Origin of the sequence: Bacteroides sp. UBA939 (genome assembly GCF_002293435.1) — a bacterium.
Lineage (GTDB): Bacteria > Bacteroidota > Bacteroidia > Bacteroidales > Bacteroidaceae > Bacteroides.
In genome coordinates this window covers 1-22,443 of the sequence record NZ_DBDF01000112.1, presented here as the reverse complement: position 1 = coordinate 22,443, position 22,443 = coordinate 1, and the positions used below count along the sequence as shown (strand labels likewise).

Here is a 22,443-nt window from a genome sequence, read left to right as displayed (position 1 = left end):
GGTTACTTCACGGGAGGATGCTTTTGCGCCTGTCAAAAGAAGGCAGACGAGCAGAAGGATGCGGGATAGGGGGTGCATAGGATACGCATATTTCATAAAATATAGATGTTTCATAAGATATAGATGTTTCATAAGATATAGACGCTTTATGTTATAACTGAAGTTTCAAGTTATAACTCAAGTTTCACATGTTGCCTGTATGTTATTGAACTATCTCAGTTGTTAATCAACAACGAGATAGTTCAGTAACATAGGTTCTTCGTCTCTTTAGGTGCAAGCAATTTGCTTCAAACTCTTTATTCATCGGTATTCGAGAGAAAAAGGCGGCACCTAAAGTGACGAAGAACTGTAGCATACAGACGACATGTGATACTTGAGTTATAATCGTTCACGATATAACTACTTTAACTACTGATTCGCACGATTAATTAATTCACAGGGGTAGCATTGAGCAGCTTATAAATCTGGCATCCGGCAAGCAGGAAAGCGCCGACTCCGTACACCTCCGTCATATCGCGCGTCACCTTGCGCGGGTCGGCGCCGATAGGTTGCACGTAACCCAGCTTACCGTCCGGTTCTACGGCGGCAACAAGCGCCTGCCAGCCTTTTTCAATCACAGGAAGAAAGACTTTCCGGTCGAGCAAACCTTCATTCACGCCGTAAGCCAGAGCGTAAACAATAAATCCGGTTGCACTTGTTTCGGGCGACGGATAGGAATCGGGGTCGAGCAAGCTGGCGCGCCAGTATCCGTCGGAACTCTGCAACTCTCCCACTCGGGTGGACAGGGTTACAAACAACTGCTTATAGAACTCCCGCGAAGGTTCTTCCTTGGGCAACACCTGGAGGATTTCGGCCAGACCACCCAGAACCCAACCGTTGCCGCGTCCCCAGAATACTTTACGCCCGTTCGCCTCTTTCTTGTCGAAGTAACGCCGGTCGCGGTAGAACAGTTGTTCCTGCGCATCGAACAGATAATCGTAAGTGGCTTTGTACTCCTTGTTGAGAAAGTCCAGGTATTTCCTGTTGCCGGTCAACGCATAGAGTTTGGCGTAAACGGGGGGAGCCATAAACAATGCGTCGCACCATGCCCAGCGGTCAAGCGTCTCGAGCTTGCCGTAATCCAGTTCGAGGGTAGTTTCGGAAGGATTATCAACCACCCAGTTGGCGCGCGCCATGACGGGAGCCACCATTTTCTTATTGCCATATTTTATGTAAAGGTCGATGAAAGGCTGTCCAACGGCAATAAAGTCGGCATGGTACATCCACTTGCCAACCTGGAAATGGTTGCGGCGCCCGATACGGAGCAGCCAGTCGTAATAGGAGCTGTCGTTGTCTTCCCTTTCCGAAAGGGCAGCCCAGTCCAACATGCCCATATACAGGGCGGCGTGCGTCCAATCCAGGTCGTCATGCTCAGCGGAGGTGTTGGGATGGGCTATCTGCCAGTCGGAAACACGCTTTAGCAGGCTTTTAATGCTGGAACTACTAACAGACCGGGCACTGACGGATTGAGTAGTAACAGGTTGGGCAATAACAGTACCTGTAATAAAAGACAGAATAGCCGGACATAGGAAGACCAATAACAATTTCTTTTTCATTTTATATAACGATTTTATTTAAAGTTAGATGTGATAAACACACGTCGAAGTTAGCAATATATAAGCCTCAAACCAACAATAGTTATCAAAAAGATAGTTAAAACTCTCTTTTTGCTAACATCACCCTCTGTAAAAAGAGGGAAAATAGAAGCTACGGGCACAAGATTTTGAATATATATACGGATATTCCGCATAATTTGCGACTGATATAAGGGATTTATGCAACAAATGTCTGCTTCCTGCGTGAGCCACATATATGCCGAGCGTGAACGGCATATATCCCGTGCGCGAACCGCATATATATGGTGCGCGAACCGCATATATCCCGTACGGCAACCATATATATCCCGTGCAAAAGCCACATATATTCGGTACAAATAGCCCATTAATAATCTCTCCGGAAGAGGTCTTCCGCATTTTTTTAGAGATGTACGTATTTCGATATCACACTATAAGACAGCAAGATACGGATTTTTACTTCGATATTTCCAACCGTCCCTGTCTTCGGACGGAAATATCGCATTCTCAGGCGACTAAAAATACAAAATGTCACTTCATCTAAAGGAGTTAAAGAAAATACCCCTACTCCTGTTTCTTACAACTTACACATTTGTAATATTTGGCTTATAAAGCCACAGGAAGTAGGGGTATTCTTATCCACTATCTTAGAAGCTGTTTTGAACTTATTCCTAATTATTCTTATCAGCTTCTTAATCTAAAAATCCCATTTTCCCAATATTGAAGTCTGATATCTGAATACTGTTTCCGCTATTAATCCATCCTTCATAAGCTAATTTGAAATAACGGAAGTTATTAACAGAGGGCAACAATACGGTAACTTCATTTACATTGGTGGCTATTGTTACATTAGCCGCCACTTCGGTAAAATCTTCACCATTATTACTACCGTACACTGAAACCTTATTCACACGAAGATTTGCCGAGGTATTCGTGGTGCGGTGCCTCAAACGGAAATAGTCAAATGTATTCGTATTCTGCATATCAATCACAAAGAACACGGACTCGTCTACCCCTACGGTAATACCGTTCAAGGTTTTACCGGCTTTAACAAGTACCAGACAAGTTGACATATTATCGTCAATCAGTGACTCGGGAGTTCCAACGGCGGCGGCATCAGGAGAATACGGATGTGAAGTCGTAACACTCCAACCGGCACGATCCAAATCTACATAACTAACTTCGCGCACATGCACGTTACATGCAACTGATACTCCGCTTCCATCAACAGCTCTCACCGTAATGGTTGCATCTCCCAGTCCCATAGCATAGACTTCACCATAACTGTTTACAGTGGCCACATCGGAGGCCGAAGATGAATATATCACTTCCGGATTAGTAGCGTTTTCAGGTAACACCCTGATTAAGCCGCCTAAATTCAACGAGCCATTCACCGACAGATAGTACTCTCTATAATCTTCCGGTATTTCAATGGAAGTTACCGGATGAATACGTTCTTCGACCGAAATGATACAGGATGCCCACATATCCCTATTGTTCGTTGACCATACTGTAAGAGCAGCCTCTCCTACGCCTTTTGCCGTAACCGTTCCGTTTTCATCTACCGTAAATACAGCTTCGTTGCTACTGGTATAGCTGAACGTGTATGCATCTTTATCCACAGAATTATCGGGTAACAATGTCATTTGAGGTGTCCAGCTATCTCCTTCGATAAGAGCTACTACATTCTCTTCGTTTGTATTAGCAAAGGATAAGGAAGTAACTATTACCGGATTTACATCTTTATCATCTTCACAACTTCCTGCTACGAACCCCAAAGTCAGGAGAATGCAGAAACAGGATATTCTAAAAAAAATCTTCATCATTATAGTATCTATTAAAGTTAACCTATTACTTATAATCTCCCAGATTGGCGTCCGTAATCTGATGTACATTGTCATGAGGAGTTTTATAACCGGCCGCATTGATTTCCTCTTTCAGCTTGTTTATCTGATCCTGAGTTATGGTAAATTTCTTGTTTCCATAATCATTCAAAGTCTTATCTACAGGACGAAGGAAACCCCACTTTTCAAAGAAGTCAAGCATATTATAACCTGATAGCCTGCATACCTGACGAACGAAATCCAACTGCAAGATACCCTGAGTTGTTACAGAAGTATCAAGGTCATTAGTAACACGGTAATGTTCGTACAAATCACGATAGAAATCATCCTGTTCCAGGACATCAATCATGTACAGCTTCAACTGCCAGAACGGAACCAGCTTAATCATGAATTCATCGGAAGCATTGTCAAGGCAATGGGGTTGTTGAGCTTCAATAATCCTCCTTGTCGCCTCTTCATAAGTACCATCGTTCAATAACTTAGATACTCCGTTGAGCTTCAATTGTACATCCATTGACATTACATTAGTAGATACTTCAGTCATACCCGTCCATTTAAATCCGGGACGTGTCTGGTTAGTATGCCCGATTTCATGTCCTAATACCCATGAACGAGCCTTTAAGCGGTCAGGATTACAGAATATTTCCGCATAACCCTGTGTGTAGGCGGTATGGTTACTTGCCGAATAAGGATTAGCTCCATTATGCTCTATATGCATATACATTCTGTTGGCAAAGAGTTTGTTGTATTTAAACAAGCCCATGAAGTCCCATTCCCATTCCACTACATTATCCATAAGCTCTGTTACCTCGCGGATATTCGTATTATAACTTTGGTAATCCGAAACAGTCCAGGTCACATGTGTATATTTCCCTAATACATCAATATCCTTATAGCGTGAATTACGCAACATCTCTTCCCAGTCTTGTTGAGTTGCATCAGACTGAATGTCGAAGTAACCGTTCACCTTTCCGAACGGGAAATGAATCTTCACCGTCTTGGCAGCAGCAGCGGCTTTTGCTTCTTCCGTGTCCAGAATAAGAGGTATGGCTTCATTGGTTAGGTTCATAATATAAATCAAGCCGCCATTAGTAACCTTGATTTTGTTTTCGCCTTCTCTTAATGCATAGGTTTTGCTTGAATTATATCCAAGAGTCAAGTCCTGAACTACCATCGCGATGTTTTGTCCGCGTGTATCATCTACCAATACCAATACATCTTCACCTTCATTCACATAAATGCCGGTCGGGTTGTCTCTCAAACCGTAAGTACTGGTTTTGTTTGAAGCAGCCATTATAGCAGGATCCTGATAAGGACGGTATTCTGCTACACGATATTTCTTATCGTAAGTCCCACCCAACAAAGCCATAGCAAGCTGCTTGTAGGTTTCACCCGGCATCTTGCGAATATCCCGTTCAGTAATGCCTTCGCATAATTCCGAGCACGAATTATCCCTGAAGATTGTGGTATAGTCAAACTTGTTCAGGCTAACCTGGAAGAAATCCATTTCAGCACAACTGAGACGGTTATTGTGGGCAGAGTGAATTTCAAACCGTACTTTCTGTACATTCTCCACACTCTGCTCCAACTTTATAACAGAAGCATTGTAATTTACATCTCCACGAGCACATTCCGCTACTTTTACCCAAGTATTAGGCGCATCAGCCGTAGCAACCAATACATTGAATTCATTGAATGCACCATACCTTGTTCCGTTGTCAGTACGCGGAGTATAAACTATATAATCCAGCTTGGAAGCCGTCTTAAAAGTATAGTCAATGATAAAGGGCCAGGCAGAGAATGCCCCGAATTTAGAATTAAAGTAAGACTCATAATCCCCGTCGAACGACTTTTCAATTCCACGCTGTTCCGCTACCGTTTCTTCTGTAGTTGCCGTAGCCGAAGCAACCTGAATCTTTATATCGTCCGAACCACTTGAAGCACTTTGGCTCACCGGGATATCTCTTCGTAAATCGCCATAAGATATGGTAATCAAAGTAGTTCTCGGAAATTCATAATATGTAGGATCGGCAACAACTCTCAATACATCGTCTTTCAGTTCAACCGTGCACCAACTTTCACCATTAGCCGCAACCTCATGTTGTAAATTAGCAAGATCAACATCCTTGGTCAGAATCAAAGTGAGACTTTGCTCGCCGCCCGACGCAGGAAAATCCAGTTTCAGAGGTAATACTCTTACCCAATCGGTACGTTCCAACTGTTTATCGTCATCACTACAACCCACGCAGAGAGTGGATACGCACAGTAACAAGCTCCATATCCATAAGAAATGAAACGTTCTAAAAGTAAAATCAAGTTTTTTGTTTTTCATAAACACTTAAATAAAAAAGAAGTTAGTCTGCATTATTCATGCTTTAGGAGTTATAGGAGTTAAAGAAATTAAAGAAATTAAAGGAGTTGTCAGCCAACAAGTTGGCTTAGGAGTTAAAGCCGATAGTATTGCTATATGCTTTACTGAGTACCGGCTTTAATTCCTTAACTCCTAACAAAGTGATAACTCCTTTAACTACAGTATGAATAATACATGTTCAGGGAATTATTCACTCGGGGTATCCAACGGTTCAATGTTGTCTGCAGAACCGTCATATCCCGGTGTCTGGTTAATGTGACCTTCTACATTGGAAGAAATAGCTCTCAATGCTATGGGCCAAAGCACATTGTGCGGGGCAATTGTATAAGTACTACCTACTGAATTCTTCACACCTTTATTATAGAACTCCGTTCTATCCATAATGCGGTTGTAGAAATAGTTATTGTCCGTAAAGTTAGCCATTGAATAAGTACGTCCTTTCTCATCTGATTTACCGGTCTTGGCAAACAAGAACGCAATACGGGTCAACTCGCATTTACGCGGCTCTTCATAGAAAAGTTCACGGGCGCGTTCATCTAAAATCTGGCTGATACTTACTTCGTCAGCTGTCAGCGGACGAGCACCGGCACGTTCACGCACCGCATTCAGGTCTATCGCAGCCAAATCTTTCCTGTCCAGCCAAGTATATGCTTCCGCACGAAGTAGATAGGTTTCCGCCAGACGGAATACATACCAGTCCGCCCAACCGCCACGCCACCAATTGGCAGTCTGGTCTTCAACATTGGATTTATAGTACGGCCAGCCACTCCAGCAGCGAATGGTATCTTTAATAAGAATATCGCCTTTATCATTATACAGTTGTACATTTTTGCCATACCACTCAGATTTACCTTCCAGAGCGGGATTGTTATATTTCAAATCCGACACATGTACCCAGTTACCGGGAGCATGACGCAAATCAGTATCATCCAAAGTCCAAATCATATTCTGGTGATACCATGTAGAACGCAACGTACAAACCCCACGACCATACTCCAATAAATAAGGATTTCTTTTTTCATCATTATCTATAAAGCCAACCTCTCCGGCAGGTGTCGTAATTTGTCCCGCAGCAGGAAACCAAGGCACTAACTGGCGTTTAACTTCCAAGCCTGCAGCAGAACGCATATCACTACCTGCATCAAAACGGTCTATCACAACATAAAGACATTCCTTATTTTCCGGCAAAGCCTTATTGGCTGATTGATGCAAATCCCAGATAACATTTTTAGTCGGGTCATTCTTGTCTACCCCAAAACGTTGTTTCATCAGTTCGTGTACACCATCATTGATTACCTTATTGGCAGATTCCACCGCATCATCAAATTCACCCAACGCCAAATTTATTTTCGTCAACAGATGATAAGCAGCAGCCTGCGTTACCATACCGATATACACATTGTTAGACAGATATGATGCGGTACGGTCTAAATCATCTTTCAAATAACGTAAAATAGCCTCGCGCTTAGTAGAATAGAAATCATAACGAGGTTCGGCAATTTCGTCCACAATAAACGGGACATCACCATATTGATGTACCAACCGGTAATAACGGAATGCCCTGTGAAAACATCCCAAAGCCTCAATTTCTCCACGTTGAACATCTGTCATTTCTGTATTCCGGGAACGGCTGAGAATAGTATTGGCATCTTTAATACCTTTATATAAATTAGTCCAGTAGTTATTTACCTGACTGGCATTTCCTGTCAAGGTTGCCGACGGATTAATTTGACGAGCCAAATCGACCGGTGCATTCGAAGCGTCAGTACGCCCGTTTACCCCCATTTCCGAAAAGAAATACTCAGAAATGATACATGGATCGGCTGACCCTGCCGAGGGATAATAATCGAAATAGCGCACATCACGATTCAACATGTCGGTAGCTGTTTTCAAGCCACTATACGAATTGAACGTATTCTCCGGCGTAAAGAAAGACAAAGGTTTAGGATCCAACCAATCAGAGCAACCACTTGCCGCAAACATCACTCCAAACATGCCGGCATAAGCTAATGTATATTTTATTATCTTTTTCATTGTTAGTTTTCCTTTTTATAATATTACATTAATACCAAACGTTACTGTTCTCGGGGTATGGCTATCTGAGTTTTCCGGATCATAAGCAGGCCATCCGCTAAAGTATCCCGCATTCTTTACTGTCATATTTACCCGTAAACTCTCAAGCTTCAGCGGAGCTATCATTGCTTTCGGGAAAGTATATCCCATAGATATGTTATCAATACGCAGGAAAGAATTATTCTTATAGATAGAATAAGTTACACCACTCGGACTCTTCGCACCTAAACGTGGATAATCGTTCATCTTATTCTGGGGTGTCCAGTAATCACGCTTAATCTGATTTACCGTATTCAGCAAGGCATCGTTATTAGTAAAACGTCCCATAGACTTGATATGTCCCAGATATGAATACATACTGAAAGAGATGTCGAAGTTCTTAAACAGGGTAAACTCGTTACGCATGCTCCATCGTACTTTCGGAGTTTTGTTACCCTGAAATACTTTATCATCATTGTTGTATTTGTAGTTCATATCCACATCCTGGATTTTCGGATCGCCCGGAATCTGCCCATATTTAGCAGCTTCTTCGGTTTCATTTTCCTGCCATACACCTATGAAATTATATCCCCAGACTTCATCCAGAGCGTGACCGATGAAATATCCATTATCAATATCGTCCGCCTCTTTCTGCCCGATAACTTTTCCATCAGCATCTGTCACATCTTCCATAATGCCATACAAATGCTTGATAGTGTTTTTGTTATACATCAGATTGAAAGTTGTACGCCAGGTAAGCGCTTCATTCCGGATATTAGTAGAAGTCAAGGATAATTCCACACCACGGTTCCATATTTCACCAATATTAGCTTTCACGCTGGCATATCCTATCAAACTCGGTAACTGGCGATTATTCAGCAAATCGGTAGTACTTTTATGATATACATCAACGCTACCGTTCAGACGTCCTTTCAGCAAAGTAAAATCCAAACCTAAGTTATAAGAGGTAGTGGTCTCCCATTTCAAATTGGCATTTGCCATATTATAGCTGTAGAAAGTATTGATAGTAACCAGTTCACCGGTAGAAGGATTAATATACATATACTTGCGAGGTTCCAACCGCATCAATGCATCGTATTCACCAATGGAGCGGTTACCGTTCTTACCCCAGGTAAGTCGTAATTTCGCATACTCAAACCATTCAATATTCAACTTTTTCCAGAATGGTTCTTCCGTAAAAACCCATCCAAGAGCCACAGAGGGGAAAGTGGCGCGCGGATTACCTTGACCGAATGCCGAATATCCGTCACGGCGCACGGTAGCAGTAATCAGATACCGATTGTCATAAGAGTAATGTAAACGTCCCATAATAGCGTCTCCGGTACGATAAATATCGTTACTGTCTGCAATAGGAACAGTACCATAGCTTATACCGCCATAACCCAGGTTATCACTTGGTTGGAAACCTTCGTTCTTGGCAATTGTTTTCCAGCGCTGGAACTTTTCCCAGTTCAACAATCCGGTGAAGTCGAATGCATGCTTACCGAATGTTTTATTCCATTTCAGCATATTATCCCATTGCCAGAAGAAGTCTTTCATGCCATAACGTTCAACAAAGCCGCCTTGTGAACCGGCACTGGGATGATCGGCTGATCTATGATACAGATAGTTAGTCCATTCAAAACGGGGAGAATAAGTTGTATGCAAAGAGAATCCCAATGGTAAATCCAGCTTCAGGTAGATGGACGCATTCAGGTTATTGATATCATTCTTTTTGCTTAAGTAAGCCATATTCAACAATGGGTTGGTGGCATTGTTATTGTCATTCGGGTAAAGTTTCAGAGAACCGTTTTCATTATAGATATTGCCATAAGGTGACAATGCCGTACTAAAACTTGAATAAATGGATCTGCCTTCCTCATACATGTGGCTTTCGTCACGTACCGTAAACTGCGCATTCACTCCATAAGTCAGGAACTTCTGCACCTTATTTTCCAGGTTCACACGGGCACGGATAGCACTATATTCGCCACCTTTGTTATTACTCTCATTTTTCACATAGTTAATAGAAGAGTAGTAAGACATTTCGTCCTTCTTGCCTGATACACTGATTGTATAATCCTGCCGAAGAGCAGTACGGAGGGTTAAATCTTTCCAATCAACTGTTCTACCCGCCATATAATTGGTAATTTCCGTATTAGTCATTCTCAAACGATTGAGCCATACTTCGGTTGGGTTACCGGTATCTGTTCTCATCCATTCCGCCAATTCGGCATTGCCCATGTTTGCCGGATTATCAAAGAAACCGGTAGCAGCAGCCGTATACTCGGTACTTTTCATTACGTCTTGACGGAAGTTCACGAAACCTTGTCCTTCATATACTTCCGGCAAGGAATTTATCATTGAAACGCCCCAACCTCCGTTAAAACTGATGGTCGGTTTATTGCCTCCACCTTTCTTGGTAGTAACCAATACTACTCCATTGGCAGCTTTAGCACCATATACCGCAGCAGAACTGGCGTCTTTCAATACGTCTACACGTTCAATGTCGTTGGGGTTGATATCAGTCATCTGACCGCTATAAATTACACCATCCAATACAATCAACGGATCGGTATTGGCTGCAATCGTACCCTTACCGCGAATCAACATACTGGTATTACCTTTCGCATCGGTCTCCATCCCAACAGAAAGCCCGGCAACACCTGTACGTAACATATCCTGAATCGTCTGACGCTGTTCTTTTTCCATATCGCTACCTTTGATGGAAGCCACTGCGCCGGTTAGGTCTTGTTTCTTCATTGTACCGTAACCAACGACTACAACCTCCTGCAATAAATTGGAATCTTCTCTTAGTTTAACGATGGAAGGGATAGAACCGACTTTTAAGTTTTGCGTGATATAACCAATGTACGAAACCTGAATTTTGGAATCAGGAGCTACGGTCAAGGTATATTGTCCATCGATATCCGTGATAACACCATTGGTAGTACCTTCAGCAATAACATTGGCGCCAATAATCGGATCACCCTGTTCATCTACCACCTTACCTTTGATGGTAACTTCACGAACCAACGTTTCCGGTTGATTCTTAGCAAACAATGCTATCTGCGTATTAGTCACTTCATATTTCAGGTTCGTACCATTCAACATAGCATTCATTGCTTGTTGGGCGGTAGCTTCCTGCACATTCAGGCTCACTCTTTGCTTCACGTCTACTTGATTAGCGTCATAGAAGAAAGTGTATTGACTCACTTTTTCAATACGACTAATTGCTTCTGTAAGAGGAAGATTTGAGAAATTAATAGTGATTAGTTTCTCTTTGATTTGTGCCGATAAAGGCACACACAAGATTAGTAGTAATAGAAATACTACACGTTTTTTTAAAATCATGCTTTTCTTTAGATTTAATATAATTAGATAATTGTGAAAGGGATATGAGGCAAACGTTATCACCTCGCAATATTAATTCATTATTTCACGGCATTGTTCATAGGCAATTTTGAATTAGAATTTAACTTTTTACTTTTGTATATACTGAGCTCATTTTCTTCATTAAAAGTATATCCTATCGGATTGATACGCGCCATTAACCGGAGTATTTCTTCCAAAGGTTCGTTACGTAACGTGAAGGTATATTCGATGTTATCGGCTATAGCCGGATCCAGATATATCTTCACGTGGTACCACTTACCCAGAAAACGACAAATATCCCGTAATGAACGTTGTTCAAAGACAATCTGATCTTTTGTCCAGGAAGCCGCAAAAAGCACATCATCCTTGGAGACGGACAAACGACGGCTGTTCTTATTATAAGTTGCCGTTTCACCCGGTGAAAGCAACCGGCGCTCATATTCCGTATCCAGCGAAACCGAACCTTCCAACAGGCTGACATAGATATTTTCCATGTCCGGAAAAGCCTCTACATTAAATTTAGTTCCATGAACAACGATACGCACACCGTCTATTTGCACAATAAACGGCTTGTTTTTGTCATGAGCCACATCAAAATAGGCTTCTCCATGCTGCATGGTTACTATGCGTTCATCCTTTTGATGCTGCATATCTATGTTCAGCTTCGTATTTGTATGCAACCAAACAGAAGAACGGTCCGGCAAGGAAGCTATAGATTTTCCTCCTATATTTTTATATTCCAAAAACACATCGTCGGGAGTGTTAGCCAAATGTCCGAGATAAAAAGAAAAAGATACGGCTACAATAATACATGCGGCGGCTACATACTTCCACATACGGAATATTCTTTTCCGATTCGGTTCTCCGGTCTGAACCGTAACTCCGGCCTTCATCCGGCGTGTTAGTTCTTTCCAGTAATAATCAGTATCCGGAGTATAGTTTGACGCATTAGTCTGTATTTTATCCCAAAGCATCCGGAGTTCCTCAAATACCTCCCGATTACCACTGTCCGCCAACCAAGCACCAAGTCGGTGGTCTTCTTCCACGGTACTTTCTTTCTTTAGCTTTAAGATAATCAAACTCCACGGTATTTCCTTCTTCATAATCTCAATTTTAATCCTTTCTGTTTATATAGACACAAAAAACAATCGTCACCCTTACGCCTATCTATTTATTTTTTCAAAAAAATGAGTTTTTTCTATAGCAACCGCACCAGGAGTATCTGCTGCGGTACACCTTTTCCGCATTAGGGACAGGGACGGAACAGGCGAGAACATGCGGAGAGTGTGATTTTCCTTTCACAAATCAGGTACTTCCAGTTTTGTCAAAATGTCATTTTGTATTTTCTATATGCCTGAGAATGCGTTATTTCCACCCGAAGGCAGGCTCGGTTGGAAATATCGAAGCGAAAATCAGTAAGTATCAGACTGACAGGGAGATATCGAAATACGTACATTTATTCTGGAACAAAACATCTCCTGAAAGTGGGTTGATAAGGGGAAAACAAGACAGGATAAGCTAACTACTTACAGGTAACAAGTCAACTACTTACAGGTAGTTAGCAATCTACTTACAGGTAGTTAGTGATCTACTTACAGGTAGTTAGCGATCTACTTACAGGTAGTTAGTGTTTCATCCCTAAGCAACCGGTACTTTTTGCATAAACAGCTTGTAAATATGCAATAATATACATAAATAACGCATCATTATTCTTTATTTATTCATCAAGTACTCTAAAAGATGAATTTACAAATCAAGTCGTGTTATGAAAAGCGGAATAATGCTATCATAATGAATACAAATATCAATTATTTATTGTCATTTAGATATTTCCGCAAATTCTCAGCCTGTATTATTCATACTGCAGGAATTCCTCTTTCACCTACCACCTCCCCTACGGGTACTAACCCCCTCCGGCTCCCCCGTTATCGGAGGAGAGCAACCTCCCGGGAAGAGGAGAACATACCTTAGTGAAAGAAATCAGATAATCTGTCAGCGAAGCCAATTGAGATACTACTGATTACAAACAACATGCGAAACTTGAGTATTTAAGATTTTGGTGCGGTTGCCCTGAATTCTTTCTCATATCTACGGTTATTCAAACAAATCTTCTTAACTTTGCAGAATAACCTGTTGAATATGGCAACAACTGACGACATTCTATTACTAAAATTAGTCAAGGAAGGAGACGAACATGCTTTCAAGCATCTTTTTAATACTTACTTCACACCATTGTGCCGTTACATTAATATTTATCTGGATAATTTTGCGGAAACAGAAGAACTGGCACTGGATATTTTTACCTATCTGTGGGAAAACAAGAACCAAATAGAAATAAAGCTATCATTTAAAGCCTATCTTTTTCAGAGCGCCCGAAACAGATGTCTCAATGTACTGCGAGACCGTAAATATACGACAACTCTCGATGAATCTCTCATAGAGACATTGCAAGATAAAGACTATTCGGCTTTGGAAATGGAAGAACTTAACAGGCTTATAGAAGAAGCCGTATATACATTGCCCGAGAAATGTCGTGAAGTGTTCCTGAAAAGCAGGCATGACTTAATGTCTAATCAAGAAATTGCGAATAACATGCATATCTCCATTAAGACTGTGGAAGCACAAATCACCAAAGCATTAAAGCGTATCAAAGACTTCCTGGGAGAAGGATATTCTTATCTGTTTTAGTTGTTGGTATCCATACGCTTCACTTCATTATACAATATACAAGAATCAGCCAAACAAAGGACATTCGCAGCAGGTTGCCCTCGTTTGGCTGATTCTTGCTTTTTTTATCAGACTTTTAGAAACTGTTTTGATTCTCCTTTTTAAGATTTTATCAGCTTCTTACTTTATACAAATCATTGTGCCGCCGGTGTTTTCAACTTCACATCCGTCCAATCCGACCATGTAGGAGAAACCATATACTGCGGTTCCTGTATCTTACCTACCAAGGCGGTAGCTTTCCGGACTTCCGCATGGGTCTTTTCAAACAGTTCTTTCATTGTCAACTCTCCTCCCGCATCTTTGATAGACTTAACCAGGAAATAAGTATAATATCCTTGTTTTTTATCATGGAAAACGCTGGAAGTCTGATCACCGCTACTGGATGAGAAGCTCAGCGTATTTCCCTGCGGCAAACCGGCTTTGGGAACAACGCGTACTCCCTTCTGCGCTATTAGTGGAGCAGCGCTCTTGTACCCGCCGCTGAAACAAGCATCCAGAAAGACGTATGCGCCCTTAACCGGATGAGTTGCCAAACGCTTGTACAACTCTCCAAGAGAAACACCCAGCCTGATATTCTTACCTGTGATATCTACCGGCAACAGATAAGGTTCTTTCGTAGCCTCATCGTTATTACCATGACCGGAATAATAGAATATCAATTCAGCTTCCGGATCGGTACTTGCCATGTTTACCAACCAGTCAAGTTGTTCGTGCATCATACCCGCCGTAGCATTGGGAACTACTTTCAGTTGTCCGTCGGGCACGCCAAACGTACGTACGCAGTACTCACGGAATACCATAGCGTCATTCACAGCATAAGGCACATTGATTTCCGCATTGGCGCCGGTCATACTGTAATCCTCATTACCGATAATCAATGCATAACGGTGGCGGTTCACAGCGCCTACCGGGATATCCTTCAACAAATCGGTAGTAAGACCTAAAGTTACATTTTTAAGATCTACCGCCTGCCGAACGGCGCCATCAATCTTAATAGTACTTGAAGCCGTCAGATACTCACCGACCTTTACTTTGTATGCCTCACTTAAATAAGAAGAACGGGAATCCTCAGCCACATTCACCATTACAACTACCGAGTCGCCATCAAAACGCTTATTAACCAGGAAACCATAATCCAGCGTAGCCACATCGCCGGGAGCAATGCTATCTATTATAGCTTCCGGACTATCCGTCGTGAAGATATTGGATGGCAACGTGAAGTTCAACTTCACATTACGTGCCGTCTTCGTACCGTAATTCTGCAAGGCGAGAGTCAACTTTCCATTCTGTCCCAATGTGATAGACGAACCTTCCGATGCAAAGAACTGATGGTCTGCCACCCGGAGACGGGGCATGGCATACTCCTGCGTATTAACAATCAATTCCGACGGGTCGGCATCAAAACCATTCGCCTCGAATGCATAGATATTAATCTTCGCTAATGCGCTCGGCATCTCTTTCTTCACTAAATAGCGGAAAGTATATTGCTTGGATGTTCCTGCCGGAATATTACCGCCATCCAATTCACGCGGGCCGTCAAAATATTCATCGTATCCCTGTTGTTCGGAAAGGCGGAGACGGATATTATAAGCATCTCCCTGCCCTTTATTCTCTATGGTGAACTGTATGGAGAAACTTTCTCCCGCATCAATTACCTTATTATGGTTGGCGTCGATAAAACTATCCACACGAAGCACCAGTATGGCAGGGTCTACAGGCACAGGAACCGATTCTTGCAACTGGGCTACTCCTTCGGTCTTCTTCAAGGCTTCATTATAGGCGAGCAAACGTGAAGGGAACGAAGTATAAGAAGCGCCGTCAGTCACAATTTTCATCAGTACCTCGTATTCGGATTTCATATCCATGTACTGATATACTCCTGCCAGTCCCTGCATATACATTTTGGAATTCGGCTCTTTCTCCAGAATTTTAAGGAAAAGGTCTTTGGCATCCAGCAAATAGCCTGAAGCGCGTTGACGCACCAAAGCATATTCGGTGTCGTTGACAATGGCAGCCCCATTATTCACAATTTCCGTAGCTACATTGAAATTTACACGCGCCAATCCGGTCAACAATTCAAAGCTTTCGGGATGAAGGGCGTATAACCGCTTATAAATATCAAGCGCTTCCTGATTCTTCCCCTGGCGTTCCAGAATACGGGCTTTGACAGGCAGTACCTTATCATTGTTGGGATCGACTGCAAGGATACGGTCGATTGCCGACAGTAGCTTCGGCATATCGTTCGTAGCAATATGTACATTCACCAGATTGTAGAGAAAATCGAGCGATACGGGGTATTTGGCGATGGCCTGTTCCAGTATGCGTTCCTGCTCGGCATAATTCCGCTGCGACTGGTATATCATATTCATGTACACATAACAGTCTTTCTGCTGCGCATCCGTACCTGTATTCAGATATTCCTGGAAGTACTTCAACGCCTGCGAGTACTTTTGCAGATTATAAGCAGACACCGCCGCATAATATACTACAGAAGCATAGCGGCTGTCCTTAGGCAACAACTCACTCTGAAAGATTTTCAACTGCGGCATCTCAATATACGCAGTGGCAAAATCCAGAGCCTTGGCAGGTTGTTTCTGCTCGGAGTAATACACCGCCCCATTCAGCAGATAAGGATACATCGCACGCAAGCGGTTTTTAGCACCGCTTAAATACTGGCCATTATCCGCCGCATCCACTACTTTCATGAAATTCTGGTAACTGTCCAGCAAGTAGCTATACATGGCAGTAACGTTCGTCCCTTTATCACGCTCACTTTCAAAAAGCACATATTGCTGGTTAGCACGTTGGGAAGCGGCAGCGGCCTCTTGTGCCGCTACCTTTACCCCCAACATAAAAATGATTGTCAAGATGATAATTCTTTTCATTCTTCGTTTATTTTACTGGAAAAGCATTCACGATAACAAATTCTATATTAATCTTGCGGAACTCACCACCACGTTCCTTGGCTACTTCCACATGAAACTCGTATTCATTCTCGGTATTGTTCAACGTATCCACGTTCTTCTCTATATAATCCTTCACGCCTGCCGCACGCATCAACGCCAACTGCTCGTTGGCAGTAATGCCGGAAGCCTTTGTTACCGTGATATTATCAAGGTTTCCATCTTTATAATAAGGTTCGTCCGTGTATTCGCCGTATTGTCCGTTGTAGGCGATACGTCCGAGGATAGGACTTGCATCCGCCGAACCGGTGATGATTACTTTCACCTGCTTACCGTCCGACAAATACTTGGCGAATTCTCCTTCAAAGGCGCTCTTTATAATTTTCATCAAGGACATGGCAGCGTTTGAACGTTCTATGTTATATCCGCCGGAGGGGAAGTCTTCTTTCGCCGAGAATTCCTTGTTGATTACTTCGTATTGATAATCTATCTTGTAGTTCAGGATTTTATTTCCGTCGGCATCCACACCCGGAATAACTTCGGTCTTCACATCAATATGTGTGTTTTCCGTAATCAATTTCTCCTGTTTCTTCTCTTCAATTACAGCTTCCTTGATTTCTTTCAACTGCACTTCTTCGCGGCTTGCCTGCTGCATAATTTCCAAAGGAACGAAGTTGTCGTCAGCCACCAAAGCCGACAATTTAGTACGGCCGATATTATCATAGATATACACCTTATTCGTAGTTTCATTGCGTACTTCTACGTAGGCCAATTCAAATTCGTCCTTATCATTCAAAACGTAAACCGCATTATCGAATTTCAGGTTTTTACCATCTTTGAAGTCACCGATTTCGCCCGCAGGCACTTCCAGTGAAATGGCCGACAATGAGTTAAAGCCGATATTCAGCATGTTTTTGGAAGCGTCGTATTCGCCTATGAAAGGGTTATCAATAGAAATACGGTCGCCGGCAAGCTCCGTAGCTACTTCCTGCGCAAACAATTGCTGTTGCTTCAAACGCGTTTCATCGTTCACACGGATGGCATAGTCTTCCATAGATTCACCCTGCATCATCTTCACCCATTCGTTCATCTTGGCATCCACTTCCTGCCCCATTAACTTACCATAGAAAGGATTCAGGCCGTTAGCATCCCAGAAAATCAGTGATTTGGTGCGATTGGAAAGCATATAAACATCTCCCGCCTGCTTATTCACAAAGAAACGGCTGGCAATCACACCACCCGGCTGTTCATCCAAAGTCTGCTCTACCACACTATTCCTCAGATTCATAATAACAATGGAATTGCCGTCTCTGACAACACTTATATACTTTCCTTCCGGATGGAAAGACGGGGAAGACAAGGTTCCGCCTATCCTGTCGAAAATGTCTACCTTATCCCAGGTTTTAGTATCAAGAATCGTCAGGCGGTTATCAGACGTCACCACAGCCATCAGAGATGCGTCCAAAGAGAAAGATATATCTTTCACATCGGCAGGCATCGGGATAGACTGGCGCAATGCTTTTGTCTGGAAATTCCAGATATCAATATTCTTGCCCGTACCTGCAGCAATGAAGTAGTTGTTAGGACTTAGAGCTATAGTCGTGGCTACGGCCTTTCCCTGAATATAGGCCTCGGGGAGATATGCCTTTGTATCATAAATAACGATTTCAGACAGGGTATTGGATACGATAAAATGACGCGCATCGGCTCCATAACACATTGCAACCGGTAGCGGTTTTACTTTTAATCCCTTACGTTTCTCTTTCAGCTCGAACAACTTTTTGTTACGGACATAAAAAGAATAAATACTAATAGGTCCCTTTTTCCGTATCAAAGCCAACGAACTGCCCGTGGGGTTAAAAGTGATTTTCTCAACGTCTTTGAAATCAACAATAGGAACATCACGGAGCGCTAATACAGAACCATTCGCCAGAAAAGCTGTACAAAAGGTCGTATTATCAAAGTCCGTGATAAGTTTTGCCGAAGAGAAACTTCTTTTTACTTCTACCTGAGCCATTGCCTGACCGCAAAATAAAGACACCGCAAAACAAATAACAACACCCTTAAGAGGGCGTATCCACAATTTCATTTCCTTCATACTCTTATGTTTATATTAGTTCACACTTCATACCATTTGCAAATATAAACATCTTTTTTATTTATATACCAAACAAAAAACTATTTTTTATTAAGAAACAGCACAAAACTAAGTAATGATTAAAAAATAACTTGGTACAGATTAAGACGGCACTGATGAGATGCGATCCCTTTCTTTCATCAAAAACTGTCTCAACCTGTTTTTTTACGCTTACTAAGATGATTTGATGAGGTAGAACACTCTTCTTTCTTCGAAAGCTGTCACAAGTTATTTTTTAGCACTTGCTAAATATATAGTAATCTGTATTATTCATACTGCGGGAGTTAACCTGCATGATTCATACTTTAGCCTGTATTATTCATAAGTGTCTCGTCATAAATGAGAATTTAGCGGTGGGAATGGGTACGCGGATTTAGGAGTTAAAGCCGATACCAATATTATATGACTCACAGAATATCGGCGTTAACTCCTCTAACTACTAACGAAGTGACAACTCCTTTAACTACTACAATATAAATAATGCAAGCTAAGAATTGCTTGTATGCAAAAAAGGTTTCAGCCCCATCTTTTCGGCCCGTTCTAACATAAAAGCATGCGCTGCCTCGTATTCATTGGGAATTATCCCATCAAGAATGGCATCTTTGATGGCGCTTTTCAGCGTTCCCACTTGCTGGCAAGGTTCGAGATTGAAGGTCTTCATTATCTCCTCGCCACTGACAGGGGGCTGGAAATTGCGGATACGGTCACGCTCTTCCAAGTCTTTCAGTTTTTGACGTACCAATTGGAAGTTATTGAGGAAGCGCTGTTTGCGCTCCGTATTTTTGGAAGTGATATCGGCTTCGCACAGCAACATCAGATCGTCAATATCGTCTCCTGCCTCGAACAAAAGACGGCGCACGGCAGAGTCGGTCACCACATCGTCGGCTATTGCAATAGGACGCATGTGCAGGCTTACCAGCTTCTGCACATACTTCATCTTTTCGTTCATCGGTAGCTTCATCTGCCGGAAGATAGCGGGTATCATCCTCTCACCGATAAAGTTATGGTTGTGGAATGTCCAACCGGCACGGGGTTCCCAACGCTTGGTAGCCGGCTTTGCAATGTCATGCAATAAAGCCGCCCAGCGCAACCAGAGATTATCCGTTTTACGGCTTATGTTATCCACCACCTCCAACGTATGATAGAAGTTATCCTTATGCGCCCGTCCGTTACGGCTTTCTACCCCTTGCAAAGCTGCTAATTCAGGAAAGATTAAAGGTAACAGACCGGAACGATCCAAATCAATAAATCCCTTGGAAGGAACCGGAGAGAGCAATATTTTATTCAGTTCCTCCGCTATGCGTTCTTTAGATATGATAGAAATACGTTCACGGTTACGGCACAAAGACTCGAATGTGGCATCGTCAATATAGAAATTCAACTGAGTGGCGAAACGAATGCAACGCATCATGCGAAGAGGGTCGTCACTGAATGTAATATCGGGATCAAGCGGAGTACGGATCGTCCTTTCTTTTAAATCTTCCATACCGCCGAACGGGTCTACAAGTTCCCCGAAACGTTTTTGATTCAGGCAAACAGCCATTGCATTGATAGTAAAGTCGCGACGGTTCTGGTCATCTTCCAGTGTACCGTCTTCCACTATGGGTTTACGCGAGTCGCGTTGGTACGACTCCTTACGCGCACCCACAAACTCTACTTCCGTGCCACGGTATTTCACCTGCGCCGTACCGAAATTCTTAAATACAGCCACATGCGCCCCACGTCCCAGATGTTTTCCCAATGCTTCCGCCATCTCTATGCCACTGCCCACCACCACAACGTCAATATCCTTAGAAGGACGTTGCAGGAAAATATCGCGTACATATCCGCCCACGGCATAACACTCCAATCCCAGTCCGTCTGCCGTATCGGATATTTGCTTGAATATATCGTCGCTAAAATGCTGCTTCAGTTCTTCTGTTGTTAACTCTATCATTGCCCAAGTTTTCTTTCGAGGCACAAAGGTCGGAGTTTATTCCCAATTTTGCAAATCAGCTTCAACACAGAGGCACAGAGACACAGAGTTTTTTCTTTGCGACGTAGTCACCTCCTCTATTATCCCCATTGTTCTCTTTTTTTTAAAACCCTCTGTGTCTCTGTGTCTCTGTGTTGAAGCTGACTTGCAAAATTGAGCATTTATACAGACAAACACATCTTTCTTTATCCAACCGGCACAGAATACAAATGATTTCATGTACATTTGTCCTCACTAACAGAAGAACAACAATGATGAAAAAAGTGATATTCCTTGCGTGCCTCTGCTGCACGCTTTTCTCTTGCGAGAACGTAGAAAAGAAAGCCGGCGAAAAATTGCAAGCTGCCCGCGAAGCCTTCGAACAGGGAGATTATAGCCAAGCAAAGATACTGATTGACAGCATCAAGATACTCTATCCAAAAGCTTTTGAAACCCGCCGGGAAGGTATCGGATTAATGCAGCAGGTTGAACTGAAAGAACAGGAAAAGACACTTGCTTACTTAGACAGTCTGCTTCAAAAGAAACGGGAAGAGCTGGAAGCCATAAAAGGAAAGTTTATCCTGGAGAAAGATGCCGAATATCAGAAAACCGGCAATTACCTGCATCCTTCACAAGTGATAGAAAAGAATCTGCACCGCTCCTTCCTGCGGTTCCAGGTAAACGAAGACGGAGTAATGAGCATGACTTCCATCTATTGCGGCGCTAATAACATTCATCATTCGGGGGTAAAGGTAATTGCACCCGACGGTAGCTTTGCCGAAACCCCAACTTCCAGAGATAGCTACGAAACCGCCAACTTGGGCGAAAAGATTGAGAAAGCCGACTATAAAATCGGAGAAGACGGCAACGTCATCGGCTTCCTCTACCTGAACCGCGACAAGAATATCCGCGTCAATTACCTCGGCGAACGCCCCTACTCCACCACGATGACCGCAACAGACCGCCAAGCCGTTAGCGGTATCTACGAACTGGCACAAATTCTTTCGTCCATCACGCAAATTAAAAAAGAGATGGAAGAAGCCAACCTTAAAATAGAGTTTGTGAGACGGAAGATGCAGGAAAAAGAACAGGCACAGCAAGGTTAAAACCGCTATTCACCGTCTTCACCCACCTTCCGCAAACCACTTGGTAGAAAGCATTTCCGGGTGAAAGCACTACAGGAAAAGCCCCATTTTTGGGGCTTCACCGCTTTCACCGCGAATGATTAAGTAATGATTAAGAAATAACTTGGTACAGATTAAGACGGCACTGATGAGATGCAGCCTCTTTCTTTGATCAAAAACTGTCCCAATTTATTTTTTTACGCTTACTAAAGACCATAAGTCAATGTTCATAATTAGTTTATACTACAATTTTTCATCCGCAGATAACGCGATGACACGGATCTCTTTTTATCTTCCGGGCGGGATAACGTAGCGCAGCATTAAAAATCCGCGTCATCCGCGT

The 22,443-nt window shown here is 42.7% G+C and carries 11 protein-coding genes; 2 read left to right on the top strand and 9 right to left on the bottom strand.

What is annotated here, in order from left to right; genetic code table 11:
- Positions 1-428 precede the first annotated feature (428 nt).
- The 6 genes from B2Z67_RS07550 to B2Z67_RS07525 all read right to left on the bottom strand — a co-directional run bounded on the left by B2Z67_RS07550 (position 429) and on the right by B2Z67_RS07525 (position 12,358).
- Complete coding sequence (locus B2Z67_RS07550) at positions 429-1,595, bottom strand: glycoside hydrolase family 88/105 protein (protein WP_291529209.1); 1,167 nt, start codon at positions 1,593-1,595, stop codon at positions 429-431.
- Between the two features lie 710 nt (positions 1,596-2,305).
- Positions 2,306-3,439: an Ig-like domain-containing protein gene (locus B2Z67_RS07545; protein ID WP_291529208.1), complete on the bottom strand. Its 1,134-nt coding sequence runs from the start codon at positions 3,437-3,439 to the stop codon at positions 2,306-2,308.
- A gap of 25 nt (positions 3,440-3,464) precedes the next feature.
- The gene (locus tag B2Z67_RS07540) at positions 3,465-5,789 is read right to left on the bottom strand and encodes a M60 family metallopeptidase (protein ID WP_291529207.1); all 2,325 of its coding nucleotides are present in this window, start codon (positions 5,787-5,789) and stop codon (positions 3,465-3,467) included.
- A 225-nt stretch (positions 5,790-6,014) separates the two neighbouring features.
- Entirely contained in the window at positions 6,015-7,862 is a 1,848-nt protein-coding gene (locus tag B2Z67_RS07535; protein WP_291529206.1) for a RagB/SusD family nutrient uptake outer membrane protein, read from the bottom strand.
- A 15-nt stretch (positions 7,863-7,877) separates the two neighbouring features.
- The gene (locus B2Z67_RS07530) at positions 7,878-11,234 is read right to left on the bottom strand and encodes a SusC/RagA family TonB-linked outer membrane protein (RefSeq protein WP_291529205.1); all 3,357 of its coding nucleotides are present in this window, start codon (positions 11,232-11,234) and stop codon (positions 7,878-7,880) included.
- Positions 11,235-11,314: 80 nt separating this feature from the next.
- Positions 11,315-12,358, bottom strand: a complete 1,044-nt coding sequence (locus B2Z67_RS07525) for a FecR family protein (protein WP_291529204.1) — start codon at positions 12,356-12,358, stop codon at positions 11,315-11,317.
- Positions 12,359-13,394: 1,036 nt separating this feature from the next.
- Between B2Z67_RS07525 and B2Z67_RS07520 the strand changes: the two genes are divergently transcribed.
- Positions 13,395-13,943: an RNA polymerase sigma-70 factor gene (locus tag B2Z67_RS07520; RefSeq protein ID WP_291529203.1), complete on the top strand. Its 549-nt coding sequence runs from the start codon at positions 13,395-13,397 to the stop codon at positions 13,941-13,943.
- A 173-nt stretch (positions 13,944-14,116) separates the two neighbouring features.
- Here B2Z67_RS07520 and B2Z67_RS07515 read toward each other — a convergent pair whose 3' ends face one another.
- The 3 genes from B2Z67_RS07515 to B2Z67_RS07505 form a co-directional block, all read right to left on the bottom strand.
- Positions 14,117-16,867, bottom strand: coding sequence for a caspase family protein (locus B2Z67_RS07515; protein WP_291529202.1), 2,751 nt, complete (start codon positions 16,865-16,867; stop codon positions 14,117-14,119).
- Between the two features lie 7 nt (positions 16,868-16,874).
- Positions 16,875-18,983: a WD40 repeat domain-containing protein gene (locus tag B2Z67_RS07510; RefSeq protein ID WP_291529201.1), complete on the bottom strand. Its 2,109-nt coding sequence runs from the start codon at positions 18,981-18,983 to the stop codon at positions 16,875-16,877.
- A 526-nt stretch (positions 18,984-19,509) separates the two neighbouring features.
- Positions 19,510-20,958: a CCA tRNA nucleotidyltransferase gene (locus B2Z67_RS07505; RefSeq protein ID WP_291529200.1), complete on the bottom strand. Its 1,449-nt coding sequence runs from the start codon at positions 20,956-20,958 to the stop codon at positions 19,510-19,512.
- A 293-nt stretch (positions 20,959-21,251) separates the two neighbouring features.
- On the opposite strand from B2Z67_RS07505, the gene B2Z67_RS07500 reads away from it, so the two are divergent.
- Positions 21,252-22,082, top strand: coding sequence for a hypothetical protein (locus tag B2Z67_RS07500; protein ID WP_291529210.1), 831 nt, complete (start codon positions 21,252-21,254; stop codon positions 22,080-22,082).
- Positions 22,083-22,443 lie beyond the last annotated feature (361 nt).